Origin of the sequence: Candidatus Microthrix parvicella Bio17-1, assembly GCF_000299415.1 — a bacterium.
GTDB classification, from domain to species: Bacteria; Actinomycetota; Acidimicrobiia; order Acidimicrobiales; family Microtrichaceae; genus Microthrix; species Microthrix parvicella.
The window spans coordinates 243,505-262,290 of record NZ_AMPG01000002.1 but is presented as its reverse complement, the minus strand read 5'-3'; the positions used below and the strand labels follow the sequence as shown (position 1 = coordinate 262,290).

General features: G+C 67.2%; 22 protein-coding genes, 1 other RNA gene and 1 pseudogene. 16 read left to right on the top strand and 8 right to left on the bottom strand.

Annotated elements, in window-relative coordinates; translation table 11 throughout:
* Nucleotides 1-119 precede the first annotated feature (119 nt).
* Nucleotides 120-344, bottom strand: a complete 225-nt coding sequence (locus tag MPARV_RS25355) for a hypothetical protein (protein ID WP_202948827.1) — start codon at nt 342-344, stop codon at nt 120-122.
* Here MPARV_RS25355 and MPARV_RS21175 point away from each other — a divergent pair.
* The gene (locus tag MPARV_RS21175; protein ID WP_202948826.1) at nt 325-981 is read left to right on the top strand and encodes an MIP/aquaporin family protein; all 657 of its coding nucleotides are present in this window, start codon (nt 325-327) and stop codon (nt 979-981) included. The genes MPARV_RS25355 and MPARV_RS21175 overlap by 20 nt on opposite strands.
* A 229-nt stretch (nt 982-1,210) precedes the next feature.
* Here MPARV_RS21175 and rnpB read toward each other — a convergent pair.
* The 4 genes from rnpB to MPARV_RS0109450 form a co-directional block, all read right to left on the bottom strand.
* Nucleotides 1,211-1,598, bottom strand: an RNA gene (rnpB, locus tag MPARV_RS22850) — RNase P RNA component class A.
* Nucleotides 1,599-1,663: 65 nt separating this feature from the next.
* Nucleotides 1,664-2,467, bottom strand: a complete 804-nt coding sequence (locus MPARV_RS0109460) for an SDR family NAD(P)-dependent oxidoreductase (protein ID WP_020378062.1) — start codon at nt 2,465-2,467, stop codon at nt 1,664-1,666.
* A 29-nt stretch (nt 2,468-2,496) separates the two neighbouring features.
* Nucleotides 2,497-3,969: an aldehyde dehydrogenase family protein gene (locus MPARV_RS0109455; RefSeq protein ID WP_020378061.1), complete on the bottom strand. Its 1,473-nt coding sequence runs from the start codon at nt 3,967-3,969 to the stop codon at nt 2,497-2,499.
* A 52-nt stretch (nt 3,970-4,021) separates the two neighbouring features.
* Complete coding sequence (locus MPARV_RS0109450) at nt 4,022-4,795, bottom strand: SDR family oxidoreductase (protein ID WP_020378060.1); 774 nt, start codon at nt 4,793-4,795, stop codon at nt 4,022-4,024.
* A gap of 60 nt (nt 4,796-4,855) precedes the next feature.
* Here MPARV_RS0109450 and MPARV_RS0109445 point away from each other — a divergent pair, with 60 nt between their 5' ends.
* From MPARV_RS0109445 to MPARV_RS0109405, 10 genes and pseudogenes are all read left to right on the top strand, one after another.
* Complete coding sequence (locus tag MPARV_RS0109445) at nt 4,856-5,485, top strand: TetR/AcrR family transcriptional regulator (protein WP_081582290.1); 630 nt, start codon at nt 4,856-4,858, stop codon at nt 5,483-5,485.
* A 16-nt stretch (nt 5,486-5,501) separates the two neighbouring features.
* Nucleotides 5,502-6,722 (top strand): cytochrome P450, encoded by a 1,221-nt coding sequence (locus MPARV_RS0109440; RefSeq protein ID WP_020378058.1) that lies wholly within the window; start codon nt 5,502-5,504, stop codon nt 6,720-6,722.
* A gap of 51 nt (nt 6,723-6,773) precedes the next feature.
* Complete coding sequence (locus MPARV_RS0109435; protein WP_012225223.1) at nt 6,774-7,565, top strand: SDR family oxidoreductase; 792 nt, start codon at nt 6,774-6,776, stop codon at nt 7,563-7,565.
* Between the two features lie 10 nt (nt 7,566-7,575).
* Nucleotides 7,576-8,955: pseudogene (locus MPARV_RS0109430) on the top strand (cytochrome P450); the annotation flags it as partial.
* 51 nt (nt 8,956-9,006) lie between these two features.
* The gene (locus tag MPARV_RS26045; protein ID WP_420886254.1) at nt 9,007-9,273 is read left to right on the top strand and encodes a ferredoxin; all 267 of its coding nucleotides are present in this window, start codon (nt 9,007-9,009) and stop codon (nt 9,271-9,273) included.
* Complete coding sequence (locus tag MPARV_RS0109425; protein WP_012225219.1) at nt 9,270-9,833, top strand: YybH family protein; 564 nt, start codon at nt 9,270-9,272, stop codon at nt 9,831-9,833. The genes MPARV_RS26045 and MPARV_RS0109425 overlap by 4 nt, the downstream gene beginning before the upstream one ends.
* Nucleotides 9,830-10,726, top strand: a complete 897-nt coding sequence (locus MPARV_RS0109420) for an NAD(P)-dependent oxidoreductase (RefSeq protein ID WP_040055563.1) — start codon at nt 9,830-9,832, stop codon at nt 10,724-10,726. The genes MPARV_RS0109425 and MPARV_RS0109420 overlap by 4 nt, the downstream gene beginning before the upstream one ends.
* Nucleotides 10,723-11,097, top strand: a complete 375-nt coding sequence (locus tag MPARV_RS0109415) for a carboxymuconolactone decarboxylase family protein (protein WP_012225215.1) — start codon at nt 10,723-10,725, stop codon at nt 11,095-11,097. Before MPARV_RS0109420 ends, MPARV_RS0109415 begins: the two co-directional genes overlap by 4 nt.
* 50 nt (nt 11,098-11,147) lie before the next feature.
* A complete protein-coding gene (locus MPARV_RS0109410; RefSeq protein ID WP_020378055.1) occupies nt 11,148-12,338 on the top strand; it encodes an amidohydrolase family protein in 1,191 nt (396 codons plus the stop codon).
* 11 nt (nt 12,339-12,349) lie between these two features.
* A complete protein-coding gene (locus tag MPARV_RS0109405) occupies nt 12,350-13,690 on the top strand; it encodes a hypothetical protein (protein WP_020378054.1) in 1,341 nt (446 codons plus the stop codon).
* 17 nt (nt 13,691-13,707) lie between these two features.
* Here the strand turns inward: MPARV_RS0109405 and ric are convergent, their stop codons facing one another.
* Nucleotides 13,708-14,739 carry an iron-sulfur cluster repair di-iron protein gene (gene ric, locus MPARV_RS22600; protein ID WP_157789537.1) on the bottom strand — a complete coding sequence of 344 codons (1,032 nt, stop codon included), beginning with the start codon at nt 14,737-14,739 and terminating at the stop codon, nt 13,708-13,710.
* Between the two features lie 239 nt (nt 14,740-14,978).
* On the opposite strand from ric, the gene MPARV_RS0109390 reads away from it, so the two are divergent.
* Nucleotides 14,979-15,626, top strand: coding sequence for a hypothetical protein (locus MPARV_RS0109390; RefSeq protein ID WP_155852374.1), 648 nt, complete (start codon nt 14,979-14,981; stop codon nt 15,624-15,626).
* A gap of 38 nt (nt 15,627-15,664) precedes the next feature.
* Here MPARV_RS0109390 and MPARV_RS24695 read toward each other — a convergent pair whose 3' ends face one another.
* A complete protein-coding gene (locus MPARV_RS24695) occupies nt 15,665-15,982 on the bottom strand; it encodes a lipopolysaccharide assembly protein LapA domain-containing protein (RefSeq protein WP_157789536.1) in 318 nt (105 codons plus the stop codon).
* Nucleotides 15,983-16,195: 213 nt separating this feature from the next.
* Here MPARV_RS24695 and MPARV_RS0109380 point away from each other — a divergent pair, with 213 nt between their 5' ends.
* The 4 genes from MPARV_RS0109380 to MPARV_RS0109365 all read left to right on the top strand — a co-directional run bounded on the left by MPARV_RS0109380 (nt 16,196) and on the right by MPARV_RS0109365 (nt 18,160).
* Complete coding sequence (locus MPARV_RS0109380) at nt 16,196-16,630, top strand: Fur family transcriptional regulator (RefSeq protein WP_012225201.1); 435 nt, start codon at nt 16,196-16,198, stop codon at nt 16,628-16,630.
* 10 nt (nt 16,631-16,640) lie between these two features.
* Complete coding sequence (locus tag MPARV_RS0109375) at nt 16,641-17,060, top strand: rubrerythrin family protein (protein WP_020378051.1); 420 nt, start codon at nt 16,641-16,643, stop codon at nt 17,058-17,060.
* Nucleotides 17,061-17,179: 119 nt separating this feature from the next.
* Entirely contained in the window at nt 17,180-17,776 is a 597-nt protein-coding gene (locus MPARV_RS0109370; protein ID WP_020378050.1) for a DUF3501 family protein, read from the top strand.
* A gap of 132 nt (nt 17,777-17,908) precedes the next feature.
* Nucleotides 17,909-18,160, top strand: a complete 252-nt coding sequence (locus MPARV_RS0109365; protein WP_012225194.1) for a WhiB family transcriptional regulator — start codon at nt 17,909-17,911, stop codon at nt 18,158-18,160.
* Nucleotides 18,161-18,173: 13 nt separating this feature from the next.
* Here the strand turns inward: MPARV_RS0109365 and MPARV_RS0109360 are convergent, their stop codons facing one another.
* Entirely contained in the window at nt 18,174-18,479 is a 306-nt protein-coding gene (locus MPARV_RS0109360; protein ID WP_012225192.1) for a winged helix-turn-helix transcriptional regulator, read from the bottom strand.
* Nucleotides 18,480-18,786: the final 307 nt, after the last annotated feature.

Genomic DNA, 18,786 nt, shown 5'->3' with positions numbered 1-18,786 from the left:
ATCGGCGGACTCTGCAACAGCGGAACCGCCCAGACCCGGCTGCACCGCTGGGACCTGAGCTGAGCGCATCGGCGGACTCTCCTGGAGAAGGGTTGATGACTGGCCCCCACACCGATCGCTCAAAGATCGCCCAACGGTTCGAGACCGACGTCGTCGAACCGATGGACGACTTCGACGACCCGAGCCAAGAGTGGCGCCGACTCTTCTCCGAAGCGCTCGGCACCTTCTTCCTGGTGCTCGTCGCCGCCGGCGGCGGGATGATGGACGGGCCTTCCCGACACCATCGGCCGCAGCGTCGCTGTCGTCGCACCAGGGATTATGGTGATGGCGATCATCTTGTTCATGGGCAAGGTCTCTGGCTCGCACCTGAACCCCGTGGTGAGCATCGCATTCGCGCTGCGCAGCGATTTCCCCTGGTGGCGCGTCCCCGGCTACATCATCGTGCAGCTCCTCGGGGCGACGCTCGCATGCCTGTTCCTCCAACACGTCGTGGACGTGTCAGCGACGTTCGGCTCGAACTACCCGGCTGCGGGCTACTCGAACATGTCCGCGTTCTGGATGGAGTTCATCCTCACCCTCGGTCTGGTCAGTGTCATCCTCGGCACGGCGTCCGGAGCGCAGAACATCGGTATCGTCGGAGCGTTCGGTGTCGGTGGCTACATCGCTCTCGCCGGGTTGTGGGGGAGCCCGATCTCGGGCACCTCCATGAACCCGGCACGCACCTTTGGCCCCGATCTCGTGGGCGCCGACTTCTCCTCGTACTGGGTCTATGTCGCCGGACCACTCGCCGGCGCAGCAGTCGCAGCGAATCGACAAGGCGGTCGACTCCGGCGACTACGCCAAAAGCTCGACTCCCAGGTCGCTCAGCCTCGGAGCTACCGGTCTGACTGCCGTTCGCTTGTGCAAGAGTCGGCGACCGGCGCCATTTCGGCGACTCCCCCTCCTCGCTCCGCTGCTCGATCGACAGTCTCACGCTGCTAGGAGAATCCCTCCGCCGCTGTTTGTGGGGTCACGGTACGAGTCCCCCACCGACGCGAGCCCCTGCGTCCGCTGCGGGGTAGACATCGATGGAGCTGACGGAGTAGAAGGTCGCCAGTACCGATGTGCTGTTCGACCTGAGATCGCCAGCACCCGCCTGGTGCCCGACCACCACGCCGACGTGATGGTGGCGCTACCCAGGCTGCTGGAGTAACGCCGTTCCGGTTGGGTGCTGGTGAGTCGGTCTATAGGCGGAGTTCTGTCCGGGAGGTCGTCGCCGACGTCTCCCTGGGTGATCATCCATCTGAGCGGCCGACCCGTAGGTGCCGAAACCGAAGTTTCGGGGGACGGGCAGCCCCATCACCTACTGCTTGGCCTTGCACCGGATGGGGGTTGCCAGCTGCGACGGTCGCCCGCCGCACTGGTGCGCTCTTACCGCACCGTTTCACCCTTGCCTGTGCCCGGCGAGCCGGGCCATCGGCGGTCTGTTCTCTGCTGCCCTGTCCGCGAGGTCACCCCCGCCTGAGTCGCCTCAGCATCCTGCCCTGTGGAGCCCCGACCTTCCTCGACCGGGTCCCGGCCCGAAGGCCATGCCCGGCCGCGGTCACCCGACCGACTCACCAGCGACATCAGTGTGGTACCGGGTGGGGCGGCGCACAAGCCGGGGGCACCATTGCGTGGCTGCCTACACGCCGTAGCCGCCGTCGACCGCCAGGTGCTGACCGGAGATGTAGCCCGCCCGCGAGGACGCCAAAAAGCACACCGCCTCGGCGATGTCGGCGGCATCTCCAAATCGGCGAAGCGGGATGTTGGCGGTAGCGGCGGCGAAGTCGGCGTCGGCCAAGTCGCCCGAGGCGGTCAGGTCCTGGGCCATGCCGGCGGTGGTCATCCCCGGGCCCACGCAGTTGACTCGGATTCCGAAGCGGCCCTCCTCGGCGGCGAGCCCCCAGCACAGCTGCTCGACCGCGCCCTTGCCGGCGGCGGACAGCCCATCGCGGACTGGGAAGCGGCGCGTGGCGGCGGTGGTGACCGCCACGATCGAGCCCCGAGACCGTCGGAGGTGGGGAAGAGTGGGCTGGGCCACGTTGAAGAACCCCGCGATCTCCTCGGTCATCTGCGGGGTGAGTTGATCGGGGCTGATCCGGCTGAGGTGGCGCTGGGGGATGAGCGGTCCTGCGGCGTGGACCAACGTGTGCAGACCGCCACCCGCTCCGCCGTCCGAAGCGACGGTCTCGACGAGGGCGGCTGCCCCATCGGCATCGGTGGCGTCCAGCCGATGGGCCGAGCCTCGCCGGCCGGTCGCCTCGATGGCGGCGACCACCTCGGCGGCCCGGTCGGCGTTGTTGTGGTAGGTGATCGCCACGTCGGCGCCGCGCCTGGCCAGGAGCAGCGCGACCGCCGAGCCGAGCCCGCCCGAGCCGCCGGTCACCAACGCAACGCCGGGGAGGTGGGCGAAGTCCTGCGGTTCGATCGCTTCGGTCTGGCTCATCTGTCCCTCGCCGTGGTTCGTTGGGCCGGTCAGCCGACGGGCCGGGCAAACGCAGTTGTGTCGAGGTACTCCTCGAACCCGGCGACGCCCATCTCCCGACCGATGCCGGACTGCTTTACCCCGCCGAAGGGTACGTCCACCCCGTACCAGACGCCGCCGTTGATCGACATGGTGCCGGTGCGAATGCGTCGGGCGATGGCCAGCGCCCGGTACTCGTCGGCGCCGAACACGGCGCCGGACAGGCCGTAGATCGAGTCGTTGGCGATGCGCACCGCATCGTCGTCATCCTCGTAGGCGATCGCCACCAGCACCGGGCCGAAGACCTCCTCGGATGCCACCGCCATGTCGGCCGTGACGTCGGCGAGCAGCGTCATGTCGAAGAAGTGGCCGTCGGGGATCGCCGACGGCCGCCCGCCGCCGCACACCACCCGGGCGCCGTCGGCCTCGGCGCTGCGCACGTAGTCGTTGACCCGTTGCCACTGCCGGTCGCTGATCAGCGGTCCCATCATGGTGCCCGGGTCGGTTGGGTCGCCCGGGGTCATCGCCGCCATCATCTCGGCGATGGCGTCTACGCCCTCCTCGTAACGGGAGCGGGGGAGCAGCACCCGGGTGGTGAGCGCGCAGCCCTGGCCCGCCACCGTGGCGGTGCCGAACGCCGCGGTGGCGGCGGCCAGTCCGAAGTCGACGACATCGTCGAGCACGATCGAGGCCGACTTGCCGCCCAGCTCGAGAAACACCTTGGTGACGTTGGCCGACGCTGCCGCCATCACCCGGCGGCCGGTGGCGGTCGAGCCGGTGAAGCTGACCATGTCCACCCGGGGGTCGCCGGTGAGCAGCTCGCCGATGGCGGGATCGCTCGACGTGACGACGTTGAACACACCGGCCGGGATGTCGGTGTGCTCGGCGACCAACCGGCCGAGGGCCAGGCCGCACCACGGCGTCTCCGGCGCCGGCTTCAGCACCACGGTGCAGCCGGCGGCCAGCGCCGGAGCCACTTTGGCCAGGTTGATCTGGTGGGGCACGTTCCACGGGGTGATGGCGGCGACCACCCCGATGGGGTTGCGCTCGGTCCAACGCTCGGCCGGGCCGCCCAGGGTGTCGGCGACGCCGAGCGGCGTGGTCCACTCGTAGCCCTCGGCCAGATCGGCGTAGTAGGGGAGGAACTCGGTGGGGGCGGTGAGCTGCACGGTGGCGCAGGCCGAGCGGGGCGCACCCACCTCGGCGATCGTCAGCTCGGTGAGCTGGTCGGCGTGCTCGACGAGCGCCTGATGGAGCTGGCGAAGGCACCGCACCCGGAGCTCGACGTCGCCGGCCCAGCCGCTCTCGTCGAATGCACGCCGGGCGGCGGCCAGCGCCGCCTCCACGTCGGCGGGGGTGGCGTCGGCGGCCACGCCCAGTTGCCCGCCGGTCGCCGGGTTCTCCACCGGATAGGTGGCGCCGTGCTCGGCGCTGCGCAGCGCGCCGTCGATCAGCAGCCGCTCCTCGTGCCAGATGGCTGTCATAGTCCCGCCTCGGTTGTTCGGACGCGCAAGCCCAACAGGATCATCGGTCGGCTCACAGCCGGGTCACCTGTCCGCCGTCGACCGCCACGATCTGGCCGGTCATCCAGGACGCTTCGTCTGACAGCAGAAACAGCACCGGGCCGACGTGGTCGGCCGGTGTGCCCAGGCGCTTGATCGCCAGGCTGCTGACCAACGGATCCTGAAACTCCACCGGCACCTGCTTGTTCATCGCCGCCGTGTCCGTGGGGCCGGGCGCAACGGCGTTGATGCGGATGTTGCGGTGGCCCAACTCGTGGGCCAGCGACGCCGTCAGGAAGTTGAGGCCCGCCTTGGCCAGGCCGTAGAAGCCGCTGATGCCCATCCACGCCGCGGTCGACGACTGGTTGACGATCGACCCGCCCCGGACCTCGTCCGGACCCTTCGGTTTGCCCATCGGGCGCATGACCGACCGGGTGCAGTGCAGCGCACCCATCAGGTTCACCGACATGAACGTGTTGAGGTACTCGTAGTCCACGTTGGTCAGCCCGGCCAGCTCCATGTCGCCGAAGATGGCGGCGTTGTTGACCAGGTGATCGATGCGCCCGAACGCGTCGAGGGTGGCCTCGGCCATGGCGTCGGTGCCGGCCGGGTGGCCCACGTCGGTCTTCACGAACAGCGCCCGCTCGCCGAGCGAGTCGGCCACCGCCTGACCGGCGGCCTCGTTGAGCTCGGCGATGACCACGTTGGCGCCCTCTGCGTGCAGGGCCCGGGCGTAGGCCTCGCCAATGCCACCTCCGGCGCCGGTGACGATGGCGGTGCGGTCGGTGAATCGCTGTTGAACTGCCATAGGGCTCCCTTTTCTCCCGGACACTTGACGGGTGACCGCCGACACTACATGATTGGACACGTGTCCACCACGGGTGTCCAAGATGCGAAGGGTCCGGCTGCCGATCTGCCGACGTTGCCTCGGCGGCGCCTGAGCAAGCAGCGGTCGCTCACCGTCGACCGGCTCACCGCCGCCGCCGTCGACGAACTCCATGCGGTCGGATACGCGGCCCTGACCGTTCGTACCGTCGCCGCCCGGTCCGGGGTGGCCCCCGCCACGGCCTACAACTACTTCTCCTGCAAAGAGCACCTGATCGCAGAGGTGTTCTGGCGCCGCATCAGCGCGCAGAAGGAGGCGGCGGAGGTCCGGCGCGGTGCGGCGGCTCAGCGGGCGACCGAGGTGCTGGCCGACTTTGCGCTGGTCGTGTCCAACGAGACCGAGCTGGCGGCGGCCTGCACCGTGGCGCTGCTGGTGGACAACCCGGAGGTGCACGAGCTGCGCCTGAAGATCGGCCGGTTGTTGCATGCCCGGCTGGTCGCCGCACTCGCAGGACGGGACGACGGCGCCGCGGCGCCGCCCGCTGCCGTGCGGACGCTGGAGTTCGTCGTGTCCGGTGCGCTGATCGAGGTGGGTACCGGCCACCTGCCCTACGACCGGCTCCGGCACCAACTCGCCGAGGCGACGAAGGTGATTCTGGGAGATGCCCCGTGACCTTGGAGGACGCCACATGACCACGGCGGCAGCAGCGGTTGAGTACGACCCGTACGCCTACGAGATCCACGAGGATCCGTACCCCACCTATGCCCGCCTGCGCGACGAGGCGCCGGTGTACCGCAACGACGAACGTAACTTCTGGGCGTTGTCCCGCTACGACGACGTGATGGCCGGTTTCCGGGACTCGGAGCGTTTCTCCAATGCCCAGGGCGTGTCGATCGACCCGGCGGCCTCGGGCCCCAACGCCCACCGGACGATGTCGTTTCTGGCGATGGACCCGCCCGAGCACGGACGCATGCGGGGCCTGGTGTCCCGGGGGTTCACCCCTCGGCGGGTGGCGGCGATGGAGGACAACATTCGGGCGCTCACCGTTGGCCATCTGGAGTCCTGCCTGGATGCAGGTTCGTTCGACTTCGTCACCGACCTGGCCGCCAAGGTGCCGATGGATGTGATCTCCGAGATGCTCGGTGTTCCTCAGGCCGACCGGGCACGGCTGCGTCGGGCGTCGGATCTGCTGGTGCATCGTGAGGAGGGCGTGACCGACGTACCGCCGGCCGGCGTCGAGGCGGCATTTGAGCTGGCCGTGTACTACTCGGAGATGATCGCCGACCGACGGATCAACCCCGGCGACGACCTGGTGAGCGCCCTGTGCCAGGTGAAGACCGATGGCGACGCCGTGACCGACGGCGACCGGCTGACCGACGACGAGATCACCTCGTTTCTGTTTCTCATGGTCGTCGCCGGTAACGAGACCACCACCAAGCTGCTCGCCCACGCCTGGTACTGGGCGTGGGCGAACCCCGACGAGCGGGCCAAGGTGTTCGCCGACCCCGGCCGGATCCCGGACTGGGTGGAGGAGACGCTGCGCTACGACACCTCCAGCCAGATGCTGGCCCGGGTGACCACCACCGACGTCACCCTGCACGGCACGACGATCCCGGCCGGGGACCGGGTGTTGCTGCTGGCCGGATCGGCCAACCGTGATCACCGCCAGTTTCCCGATCCCGACCGCTTTGATCTCGACCGTGACACCACCGGCATTGCCAGCTTCGGTGTGGGGCGCCACTTCTGCATGGGTGCCTCCCTGGCACGGTTGGAAACCCGGGTGGTGCTCGAGGAGCTGGTCAAGCGGGTCGGGTCCTACGAGATCGATGCCGAGGGTGCCAAGCGGGTGCACTCGGTGAACGTCCGCGGGTTCGCCACCCTGCCCACCACTTTTGAGGTCACGCGATGATGCACGTGTTGGGTTCCACCGTTCGTTTCGATGTGACTGGAGTGTGAACAGGTGCCGAGATTCGTCCCCCATCCCGAGCGGCGGGTTGCCGTCGTCACCGGCGCCTCGTCCGGCATCGGCGCAGCCGCCGCCAAGTCGTTGGCCGCCGCCGGCCACCCGGTGGTGTTGGGCGCCCGCCGCACCGATCGCCTCGACGAGTTGGCCGCCGCCATCAGGTCCGTCGGGGGCGAGGCTGCCACGGCGGCGCTCGACCTGACCGACGATGCATCGATCGATGCGTTCGCCAAGACGGCCCAGGAGGCGTTCGGGCCGGTGGACGTGGTCGTTTCCAACGCCGGCGACGTGCATCCGGAGAGCGCGCTGGGCGTCGACCCGGATGACTTTGTGCGGGCGATTCAGATCAACCTCACCGGTGCCCACCGGCTGATCAGTCGGCTTGGTCGCCCCATGGTGGAGGCCGGGCATGGCGACCTGGTGTTCGTCACCTCCGATGTGGTCGTCCGTCAACGCACCCACATGGCCGGCTACGTCGCCGCCAAGTCCGGCCTGGAGGGCCTCGCCCGGGCCATGCAGATGGAGCTGGAGGGCACCGGTGTGCGGGCCACGATGGTGCGACCCGGGCCATCGAGCACCGAGCAGGGCACCACCTGGAGCGAGGACACGGTGAACGCGGTGATGCCGCACTGGTCCAACTGGGGCCACCTCCGTCACAGCGGGTCGCTACGGCCCCAGGAGATTGCCGACGTGATCGTCTTCGTGGTGGCGGTGCCCAAGGGCACGCACCTGACCTTGGTGGAGATCCAACCCGAGGCACCCGTGAACGGCGATCGGAGCTACAGATGATTGGCCACCCATGACCGTGACACCGACGACCACCTTGAACGAGCCGCCCCGCGTGTCGGGCGGCGACGAGCCCAACGGCCACCTCGAGGAGCTGCGGCGCGACCCGATTGCGCTTATGCAGCGGGTGCGCGACGAGTGCGGCGACGTGGGCGAGTTCACGCTGGCCGACAAGCAGGTCGTGCTGCTGTCGGGGGCCGAAGCCAACGAGATCTTCTTCCGAGCCAAGGATGAGGAGTTGGATCAGGCTGCCGCCTACCCGTTCATGACGCCGATCTTCGGGGAGGGCGTGGTGTTTGACGCACCGCCAGAGCGGCGCCGGGAGATGTTGCACAACCAGGCGCTGCGCGACTCGTTCATGCGCGGCCACGCCGAGACCATCCAGCGTGAGATGGACGAAATGGTCGAGCGCTGGGGCGACTCCGGCGAGATCGACCTGCTCGACTGGTTTGCCGAGCTCACCATCTACACCTCGTCGTCATGCCTCATCGGTCGCCGGTTCCGCGAAGACCTCGACGGTCGGTTTGCCGAGCTGTACCACGACCTTGAGCAGGGCACCGATGCGTTGGCCTACGTCGATGCCTACGCCGACATTCCCAGCTTCCGGGCCCGGGACGCGGCGCGCATCGCTCTGGTGGAACTGGTGCAGGGCATCATGGATGGGCGGACCACCGGGTCCGCCGCAGGCGGCGATGACTCAGATCTGCTCGACGTGCTGATGTCGATCTCGAACGACGAGGGCGATCCCCGGTTCACCGCCGACACGATCACCGGGATGTTCATCTCGATGATGTTCGCCGGTCACCACACCACCTCCGGCACGGCGGCCTGGACCCTGATCGAGCTGCTGCGCCATCCCGATGAGATGGCCAAGGTGATCGTCGAGCTTGACGAGCTGTACGCCGACGGCACGGAGGTGAGCTTTCAGGCGCTGCGCGAGATGCCGCACCTGGAGGCCGCCATCAAGGAGGCACTGCGACTGCATCCCCCGCTGATCCTGCTGCTGCGGGTGGCGAACGTTGAGGTGGAGGTGGACGGTTGTCGTATCGCGCCCGGCAAGATGGTGGCGGCCAGCCCGGCGATCTCCAACCGGATCCCCGAGGCGTTCGAGGACGCCGACAAGTTTCGTCCCGGCCGGTACCTCACCGACCCCGGGGCCGATCTGGCCAACCCGTGGAACTGGATTCCCTTTGGCGCCGGTCGGCACCGCTGCGTGGGCGCGAACTTCGCCATGATGCAGCTGAAGGCGATCTTCAGCGTGCTGTTGAAGGACTGGAGCCTCGAGGCCGCCCAGCCGTTGGACAGCTACCGCAATGATCACTCCAAGATGGTGGTGCAGTTGGCCCAACCCTGCCTGGCCACCTTCACCCGACGTGAGCCCGGTGACGGTGGGACCCGCGCTGGGTCTGAGGCAGCCTCCAAAGCTCAAGCCGAGACAGCGACCGTGCCGGGGGCCCCGAAGTCGACCCGCACCGACGGCTGGCGCATCGTGGTGGATCGGGACCTGTGTCAGGGCCACGCCGCCTGCCAGGGGGAGGCACCGCAGCTGTTCGAGGTGTCCAAGCGGGGGGAGCTGACCATCCTTGACGAGCGCCCGCCCGACGAGGCCCGCGCCGCCGCCGATGCGGCCGTGAAGTACTGCCCGACCCATGCACTGTCCATTCACGAAGACCCGACCCCCGAAGACCCGAACCCGGAGGATCCCCAATGACCAGCTATCCCCGTGCCGAGCTCGAAGCCATGGTCGAGCGTTGGCTCCAGGCCAACCGCGACGCCGAGGCGTCGGGCGACTGGCGCAGCCTGGCCGACTGCTTCACCGAGGACGCCACCTACGGTTGGAACTTCGGGCCCAAGGAGCACTTCATGGCCGTCGGCCGCGACGAGATCCGCGACATTGCCCTGGGCCAGGAGATGGGTGGCCTCTCTGGGTGGCAGTACCCGTACGAGGAGATGATCATCGACGAGACCAAGGGCCACGTCGTCGGGTTCTGGCGCCAGGTGGCCGACGCCACCCGCGAGGACGGCTCGTCCTACGAGGTGCCCGGCATCGGCGGCAGCTGGTTCGTCTACGGCGGCGACCGGCAGTGGGCCTTTCAGCGCGACTGGTTCGACTACGGCAACGCCGCCTCGCTGTTCCTGGAGATGATGGGTGACGGAACACTGTCCGACGGCATGCAGGCCCGCATGGATCGCTCCCTCAAGCCGGGCCAGCTGCCCGGCCATTACCCGATCCGCGACGTGCCGGTCGGCCTGTGGGACCGACCCTCGTGAGCGATCCGCACCTGGGGTTCATCGGGCTCGGTCAGATCGGTGCCCCGATGGCGAAGCGCTGGTGCGACCACCCGGGCGGCCTCACCGTGTTTGACGTCGTCGAGGCCGCCACAGCGCCGTTCGCCGAGAGGGGCGCGCACGTCGCAGCGTCGCCGGCCGGGGTGGCCGAGCGGGCCACCGTGATCTCGCTGATGGTGCGCGACGACGCCCAGGTGCGCGAGGTGATGTCCGGACCCGACGGCATCCTGGCGACGGCCTCGAACGGCACGGTGGTGATCATCCACTCCACGGTGGAGGCCGACACGCCGGCCGAGATCGCCGCGCTGTGCAAGCCCCACGGCGTGGCGGTGCTGGATGCGCCGGTCAGCGGGGGAGCGATGGGCGCCCACGAGGGCACCCTGGCACTCATGGTTGGCGGCGACGCCGAGGCGGTGGCGCTGGCCACCGGGGCGCTGGAACGCCTGGGCACGCTGGTGGCCCACCTGGGGCCGATCGGCGCCGGAACCCGGGCCAAACTGGCCCGCAACCTGATCACCTTCGCCTCGTTCGCTGCGGTCGGCGAGGCGTCCCGACTGGCCGAGGCCGCCGGGGTGGACCTGGCCAAACTGGGCGAGGTGGTGCGCCACTCCGATCGGGTGACCGGCGGTCCGGGGGCGATCATGCTGCGCGGCACCGCCGGGCCGCTGCCGGCGGACGACGGGCTGCGCCCGATCTTCGAACACACCCGGGGCCTGGGCGAGAAGGACCTCGCCCTGGCGATCGGGCTTGGCGCCGAGCTCGGCGTCGAGACGCCCGTGGCGCGGCAGGCGTTCGACCAGCTGGGCGCCGCCCTCGGCGTGCCCCACGGCCACAGCCTCGACACCGATAACCCAGACGAAGGAGACGACCGATGAGCAGCGAACACCTCGATGATGCAGCTCGTCGTCAGCGCGGCCTGGCGATGATGAAGGACGTCTACGGGTGGGACATCCCCCACGTGGAGGGCGCCTTTGTGGAGTCCACGGTCGACCATCTCTTCGGCGAGGTGTGGGCCGAGGGCACCCTCAGCATCAAGGAGCGCCGCATGATGCTGATCGGCATGGCGGTCGCCGGCGGCATGGAGGACGTCGCATCGCTCCAGCTGGACGCAGCGGTCCGCCTGGGCGAGCTCGACGCGGAGGACCTGCGCAGCATCGTGGTGTTCGTCGCCCATTACGCCGGCTGGCCCCGCGGTGCGAAGCTGAACACCGAGGTGGAGAAGATCATCGCCCGCATGGACGCCTGAACCGCAGCAGGTTCGAAGCCGCCGTCCGCGCCAAAAGAGTGGAGCATCACATGAGCGTCATCCCCCGCATCATCAGCGTCGACGACCACGTCATCGAACCGGCAGACGTGTGGACCAGCCGGCTGCCCGCCGCCTACGTCGAGCGGGCGCCGCGCATCCACATCGCCCCCAAGGGGAAGATGACCCTGGTCGAGGGTGCCTGGGTGGAGGCCCCGGGCGACGGTGACGAGATGGCCGCCTGGTGGCATTTCGAGGGTCGTCGCTACCAGATCAAGCGCATGGTTGCCTGCCCCGGGATGCCGCCCGAGGAGGTGACGATGGAGGGCGTCACCTACGACGACATCGCACCCGGCTGCTACGACCCGGTCGCACGCGTGGCTGACATGGAGGCCAACCATGTGGAGGCCAGCCTGTGCTTTCCCAACTATCCCCGCTTCTGCGGACAACTGTTCTCCGAGGTCGAGGACCGCACGCTGGGTCGCCTCTGCATCGAGGCCTACAACGACTTCATGATCGACGAGTGGTGCGGTGACAGCGCCGGTCGCCTCATCCCGTTGTGCGTGGTGCCACTGTGGGACCCGCAGTTGGCAGCGGCCGAGGTTCGACGCAATGCCGCCAGGGGCTGTCGAGCCGTGGCGTTCTCCGAGCTGCCGTCGTGGCTTGGCCTGCCCAGCATCCACACCCGGCACTGGGACCCGTTTTTCCAGGCCTGCGAGGAGACCAGCACCGTTCTGGCCATGCACATCGGGTCGGGCACCAAGACGGTCACCACATCCCCGGACGCGCCCACGGTGGTCGCCGCCAACCTGATCGCCTGCAACAGCGTCGCCTCCATGGTCGACTGGCTGTTCTCCGGAGTGTTCGACCGGTTCCCCGGCATTCAGCTGCTGTATGCGGAGAGCCAGATCGGCTGGATCCCCTACTTCGTCGAGCGGGCGGACGACACCTGGCAAACACACCAGTGGGCCCAGGGGGAGGAGCGCTCCCAACGGCCGCCCTCGGACTACTACCGCGAGCACATCTCGGCCTGTTTTTTCAAAGACACCGTCGGCATCGACCTGTTGGACCGCATCGGCGAGGACAACGTGCTCTTCGAGACCGACTATCCGCACCAGGACGGCACGTTTCCGCGGTCCAAACAGGTGGCCGAGGAGTTGTTCGGGCACCTGCCCCAACCGACGATCAACAAGATCGCCCGGGGTAACGCCATCAAGCTGCTCGGTCTGGACTTCGAGCCCTGAATGGCAGCGATATGACTGCGCCGGTCCCCGGGACCCCGTGGAGCGGCAGGTCTCACGGCGACCTGGCCGAACTGGTGCGGGAGTTGCTGCTGGCCGGTCACCTCATCGATCGCGCAGGCATGCCCCATGTGATCGCCCTCCTGGGTCGGGAGCCGATGGCCGAGGTGGCGATCGGGGAGTGGATGGCGGCCAGCCCGATCTACACCAAACGCATGCAGGCGCTGCTGGGTTTCGAGGGTGACACGGTCGAGACGATCTTCAAGGGCATCCAACTCGACGTCGGTGCGCCGCCCGAGTTCATGGACTTCCGGTTTGTCGTCGACGACGACCGCCACGGCAGCTTTCAGCTGGGCCACTGCGGCGCGCTGATGGACGTCGAGACGATGGGGGACGAGTACGTCACGACGATGTGCCACGACATCGAGGACCCCACCTTTGATGCAACGGCCATCGCCACCAACCCCAGGGCCCGCATGCGTCCGGTGCACCGGCCGCCTCGCGTGCCGACCGATCGCGTCCCCCACTGCGAGTGGACCGTCGTCATCGACGAGGCCAACGATGAGTTGCCCGTGCCGCCCGGTGCGCTTGCGCTTGCCGCAAGTGGCGCGGCCAAGGTGCCGTTGGCAGTGCCCGACCCGTCGCTGCCCGACGACGACGGCCGGGTCGACTATGCGGGCCCTCTCGACGTCGACCTGGTGATGGAGCGGTTCTCCTCCGCCACACTGTCGGCCATCGCCGACGAGGTGGCCCTCCAGGGCCAGCTGCTCTCCCGGGCCTTCCTCGTCGAGGTGGCCGAGCGGGTAGGACCTGCCGACGTCACCGCCATCGGCATCGCCCAGGCCTCCGGTATCGCCGGGCTCAGCACCAAGCGGCTGGCCACCGCGCTCGACGCACCGGCCACCCTTGCGGGGCTGGCCGAGGTGCTTGCGGTGCACCCGTTGTTCCTGCCCCGCAGCTACGTCGACCTCGATCTTCGCTGCTCCGGAGCGGGCGACCAGTTGCTGGTCAGGTTGCGCCCGTGTTCTGCGGTCGGCGAGGTCGATGGCCTGACCTGGGCGGCGCTGATGGCAGGCCCCGGAGGCGACGCCATCCTGAGCGCCGCCGCCGTCTGCCTGGTTCGCACTGTTCGGATCGCTCGCCTCGTCAGCGAAGTGGCCACCTGGACGATCACCGATCACCCCGACATCGAGCCGGCGCCACAGCCCGACTCGGTCACGCTGACCGAATTCTCCACGGGTTCGAAGTTCGAGTTTCGCCGCCGTCAGGTCGGTGAGCCGTCGGCATCGACGCCGGTGAGTGCACCACAGCGTCGATCTGCATCGGTCTCGTCCCGTCAGAACGACCGCGGCTGACCAGAAGATCGCTCCGGTCAATCCCGCTTGTCAATGGCGGGGAACAGCACGTTGTTTTCTTTGTGGACGTGAAGGTGGGTGTCGGATTCAAGTGCCCCCAGCGCCCGGTACGTCTCCGCGTAGGAGGCACACCCGTCGTCCGGGACCGTGTAGTCGTTTGTGATGCTCCGGAGCTCCTCAAGGAGTTCACCCACGACTTCATGTTCGTCCATCAGGGAACGGATCTCACCGGGGAGCTCAGGGGCGACAGAACCTGGCTGGTTTCCTGGAGAACCCATCAGTTCGCGCATCGCCGGGAACACGTTCTGCTCCTCGTTGGTGAGGTGCGGCTCGAAGTCGTTGCGAAGTTGGACATAGAGGCGCTGAACCTCCGCGAGCTCAGGATGCCGGCCACCGTGGACCGCGACGATCTTGTCGATGAGTGCGCCCAGACGTGGGAGTTCGTCCCACAGGTAGCGGTGATGGGTGGACTCGATGTGATCGATCAGTTCGACGGGACCGAGAAATGCCCAGGCTGCGGGAGGTTCATCCTGACGGATGGCCGACAGTTCCTCGGCCACAGTCTGTGCATCAAGATCGAGGTCTGCGGCTGCGTCCGCCAGCGGTCGGTCACCGTGGCAGCAGAAGTCGAACCCCCTCCTTTGGAGCTCTGCAGCGAGAGAAGGCCTGAGGGTCACGATCTCACCCAACGTCATCGTCGGGTCGACCCCAACCGCGTCCTCCGAACCTGTCGACGAGCCAGACGAGGCCGACGAGCCAGACGAGGCCTGAGGGGTGGCGTGGCTGTGCACGCACGATCTCGCAAGGGGCGAGAGCTCCACCGACACCATTTCGATCTCGTTGGAGAACTTCTGGACCCCATGCAGATGGCAGTGAATCAATTTGACCAGTGCATCGACGGTCACCTCGTCATCGTGATCGATCACGATGCACGATCCCCCCATCGATCCATGGACGTTGCTGACACCTTCGATGCGTGTGAGGCCGGCAAGCGTGTCCTGGAAGCAGTACGGGCAATTTGCCCCGGTGAGATCCAACGATGTCTGCATGATGCCTTCCTCTCCCACCCAATCGATGAGCATGACCTTTCGGTTTCGCCTCGCCTCGGCGGGCGAACGCCTCTCGCAAGTTACCGACCCAACCACCGTGGCCCAATGCGGTTGAAACTCCGCGATGGACGGTTCAGGTGCCTGCTCCGTGTCACCTGGCAACCGGTGACGAAGGGTCGATCCGCCGGTAGGTTGCGCCGATGACCGTGGATGACCCTCAGGAAGCGAACGATTCGCGAGTGGTTGAGCGTACGAGACCGGTCGAGCTCCCGGGTGGCGCTGCACCGCTTGCGGCGTGGCTCTTTGTGTTCCTGGTCGTGCGACTTTTTGCCATCTCCGGATACAACTGGGACACGGCGTTCCTCGTGAGCACCACCTTGGGCCTCGATGACGGATTGAGGATCCTGTTCGGGTCGTTTATGACCGGCCGGTTGGTGGTGGCGCCGCTGCTGGTGGTGATGCTGCCGCTGTTGGTCGCCGCCTTCTTATGGTCGCCAAGCGGACGCCGCCCGACGGTGGTGTTGCTCGCGGGGCTTGCGATCAGTGCATTGTTGTCGCTCACCATGAGCTTCCGCGCCTGGTGGCTGCTGCCGATCACCGCAGCTGTTTTCGGCGCGTTGGTGCTCGTCCGGCAACTTCGGCTCGACAGCTTTCCGCGCCGGGCCCTGACCGCGGCCATCGAGCGGCTGGGCTGGATCCTCGCGGCGGGAATGCTGCTCGTCGCATTGCTCACGCAGACGCCATGGGTACCTCGGGAGCGGATCGAGACCACAAACGGCACGGTCACCGGGTACGTGCTGAGCATCGACCCCGGGTATCTGAACGTGCTCACCGAGGATCATGAGTTCGTGATCATTCTCAGCGGCGACGTGCTCAGCCGCAGCTGAGGGCACCATTTTCGGATGCCGACGCGAGCTTCGTCGGCTCAGCGCCTGCGCCCGCCCTTGGCTTCCGACCTGTCACGGCGCCTGGCCTTGCGGCTCTTGCGTTGCACAAGCAGCGTCATGATCGATCCCACCGCAGCGGTGGCAACCAACACGATGATCAGTGGTATGTCGACGGAAAAGAACAGAAAGCTCACCGTGGTGGAGTCGGTGTTGCCCAACACAAATGCCAGCAGCAGCAGTCCCAGCACACCTGACGGGCCAAATCGTTTCAGCCGGTCCATGTTCTTACTGCCGGCGTTGGAACTGATGCCGTCTTCGCCAACCATGTTGTGACGGGGTCGCTCGCTCTGAACCATGGCTGCCTCCGGGGTGGCCGCCCACCGTCGGGCGGACGGGCGGGAACCGTGACCGTACCTGACGCGCCGGGCACTCTCGGTCTCCTTCAAGCCGGGACACGATCGAAGCGCGGGCCACCTGCGGCGGGCAGGGTTGAAGCTTGAGCGCTTACCAACAATCATTGTTGACAAGCAGGCTTGGCTGTTCAGCAGCGCGGTGTTATCTTGCCGTTCATGAGGACACCGGAGGAGCTCACGACGCTGTTTCGTGGCACGGGGCGCAAGGTCACCCCACAGCGCCAGCGCATCTTCCGGGCCCTCGACAACAACCTGCGCCATCCCACGGCCGAGGGCGTGTACGGCGACATCGTCGTCGACATGCCCACCGTGTCGTTGCGCACGGTGTACCAAACGCTGGCGGAGCTGACCGAGTTGGGGGAGATCAACAAGATCGACCTCGGCACTGGTTCGGCCCGTTTCGATCCCAACGTCGAGCCACACCATCACCTGGTGTGTGACGACTGCGGCGCCATTCGAGACGTCACCGCCAACACAACCGAGGTTCGAGTGCCGTCACATCAACGTGGCGGTTTTCGGGTCGAGGAAACCGAGGTGGTCTTCCGTGGCCGGTGCCGGGACTGCCTCTCCAAATCATCCACCGGGGAGTGAGGGACACACCATGGCAGAACTCAAGGGATCGCAGACCGAATCCAACCTGAAGGAGGCGTTCGCCGGCGAGTCGCAGGCCAACCGCCGCTACCTGTACTTCGCCCAGAAGGCCGACGTTGAGGGGCTGCCCGACGTGGCGGCGCTGTTCAAGTCGGTCGCCGACGGCGAGACGGGCCACGCGTTTGGTCACTTCGACTTCCTCGCCCCCACGGGTGATCCGGCAACGGGCGAGCCGGTTGGCTCGTCGGCCGACAACCTGCGTTCGGCAATCGCCGGTGAGACCTACGAGTACACCGAGATGTACCCGGGCTTCGCCAAGACCGCTCGCGACGAGGGCTTCGAAGATGTCGCCGAGTGGCTCGAGACGCTGGCGCGTGCCGAGAAGAGCCACGCTGGTCGCTTCGGCCAGGCGCTCGAGTCGATTTCCTAACGAGCCGGTCCGAGGTCGTCCACGACGGCCGCAGTCCAGAATCCTCGCGGACCGCGATCGACTCAGTCGGTCGCGGTCCGTCTTTGCAGCACTCATCGAAAGCTGACAGGAGAACCGTCATGACCAGATCGCTGACCTTGGACGACATCGTCGACAACGCCGCCTATGAGGACGAGCGCGACGAGTTCCGCACCCGCATCATTGCGTTGAAGAAGCGTCGGCGCATCGGCGTAGGCGAATTTGTCACGCTGGTGTTTGAGAATCGCGAGACGATGCGCTTTCAGATTCAGGAGATGGCGCGAGTGGAGCGGATGGACTCCGATGCGGCCATTGAGGGGGAGCTGGCGGTGTACAACAAGCTGATTCCCGAACCGGGCAGCCTCTCGGCGACGTTGTTCATCGAGTTGACCTCCGACGAGGATCTGCGGTCGTGGCTGCCCAAGCTGGTGGGGATCGAAAAGTCGATCGAGCTGCGGCTGTCCGATGGCACGGTCATTGTCGATATCCCCGAGGCCGACCACGAGGCGCAGTTGACCCGTGAGGAGATCACGGCGTCGGTGCATTACATCGGCTTTGTGCTCACCGAGTCCGAGGTGGAGGCATTCGCCGCCGGGCCGGTGGAACTGGCGGTCAACCACTCCGAATACCAGGCGTCGGTGACCCTGGGTGGCGAGACCACGGCCGACCTGTTGGCCGACCTGAGGGCTGACGGGTAGTTCGGGTGAGGGCCGCGGAATATGCGGTCGGGGTCCCGTTTGGTTGCAGAATCGTCATGCATGAGAATTCTCACAGCCGTTGCGGCGTATGGTGTTTTGAGTTGTTCGTCACGACACCGTAATATTTGATCTATGCAGACATGGCAGCGAAACGCCTCGTGCGTCGGACTCGATTCGAGCATCTTCTACCCGCCCACCGATCGAGAGGCCGGTCGGGCCAAGGCGGTCTGTGCCGAGTGTCCGGTGCGTCAGGACTGCCTGGAATTCGCCCTCACGGTGCGAGAGAAGGAAGGCGTGTGGGGTGGCCTCACGGCCGTGGAGCGGCAGCGGCTGGTGCGCCGGCGCCGTCGTCAGCGTCGTGCGGCACTCGCCTCAACCGGGTAGGTCATTGATCCGTTCACTGGCCGGGAGTTCCGCTCCACCTTGTGGTCCAGAACTCGATGGCGTCGAGTGCGGTATCGAGATCCTGGCCCGATCGGGTCAATCGGTAGTTGCCGCGAGGGGCGCGCTGCTCAACCAGGCCGGCTGCGAGCAGGTCGGCGAGGCGCGAGTGAAGCACGCTGGTGGAGATCCCTTCGCACCGGTCACGCAGCGCCGCGGCCCCCAACTCCTCGCGTCGGTGGAGCTCCCACAGGATTCGAAGGACCCAACGTCGTCCAAGGAGGTCGAGCGTCTGGTTCATCGGGTGCGAATTGGGGTCCACGTCTGGCCTCCTGGACGGCTACCACGGCAGGAGTGGGTCCGAGGCCGTGGTGGGTGTCGTAAATCGGAATCGATTCTGAATCCGAAGTATAGGTTCGATTTCCGAACAGGTTCGCGAAATCGAGCGGGTACCTTCGGAGGCATCGCACCCTTGAAGGTGGTGAGAGGTCGGACCTCGTCGGCCGGCTGGGCGGCGAGCGCCCGACGCAATTCGATGAGCCGTTGAGTTTCACCCGGTTGCCGTCGCCGTCGAAGACGTGCCCCCGGGAGGGGAGCGAGGTGGCCTCCAACGAGTCCGCAGCCAGCCA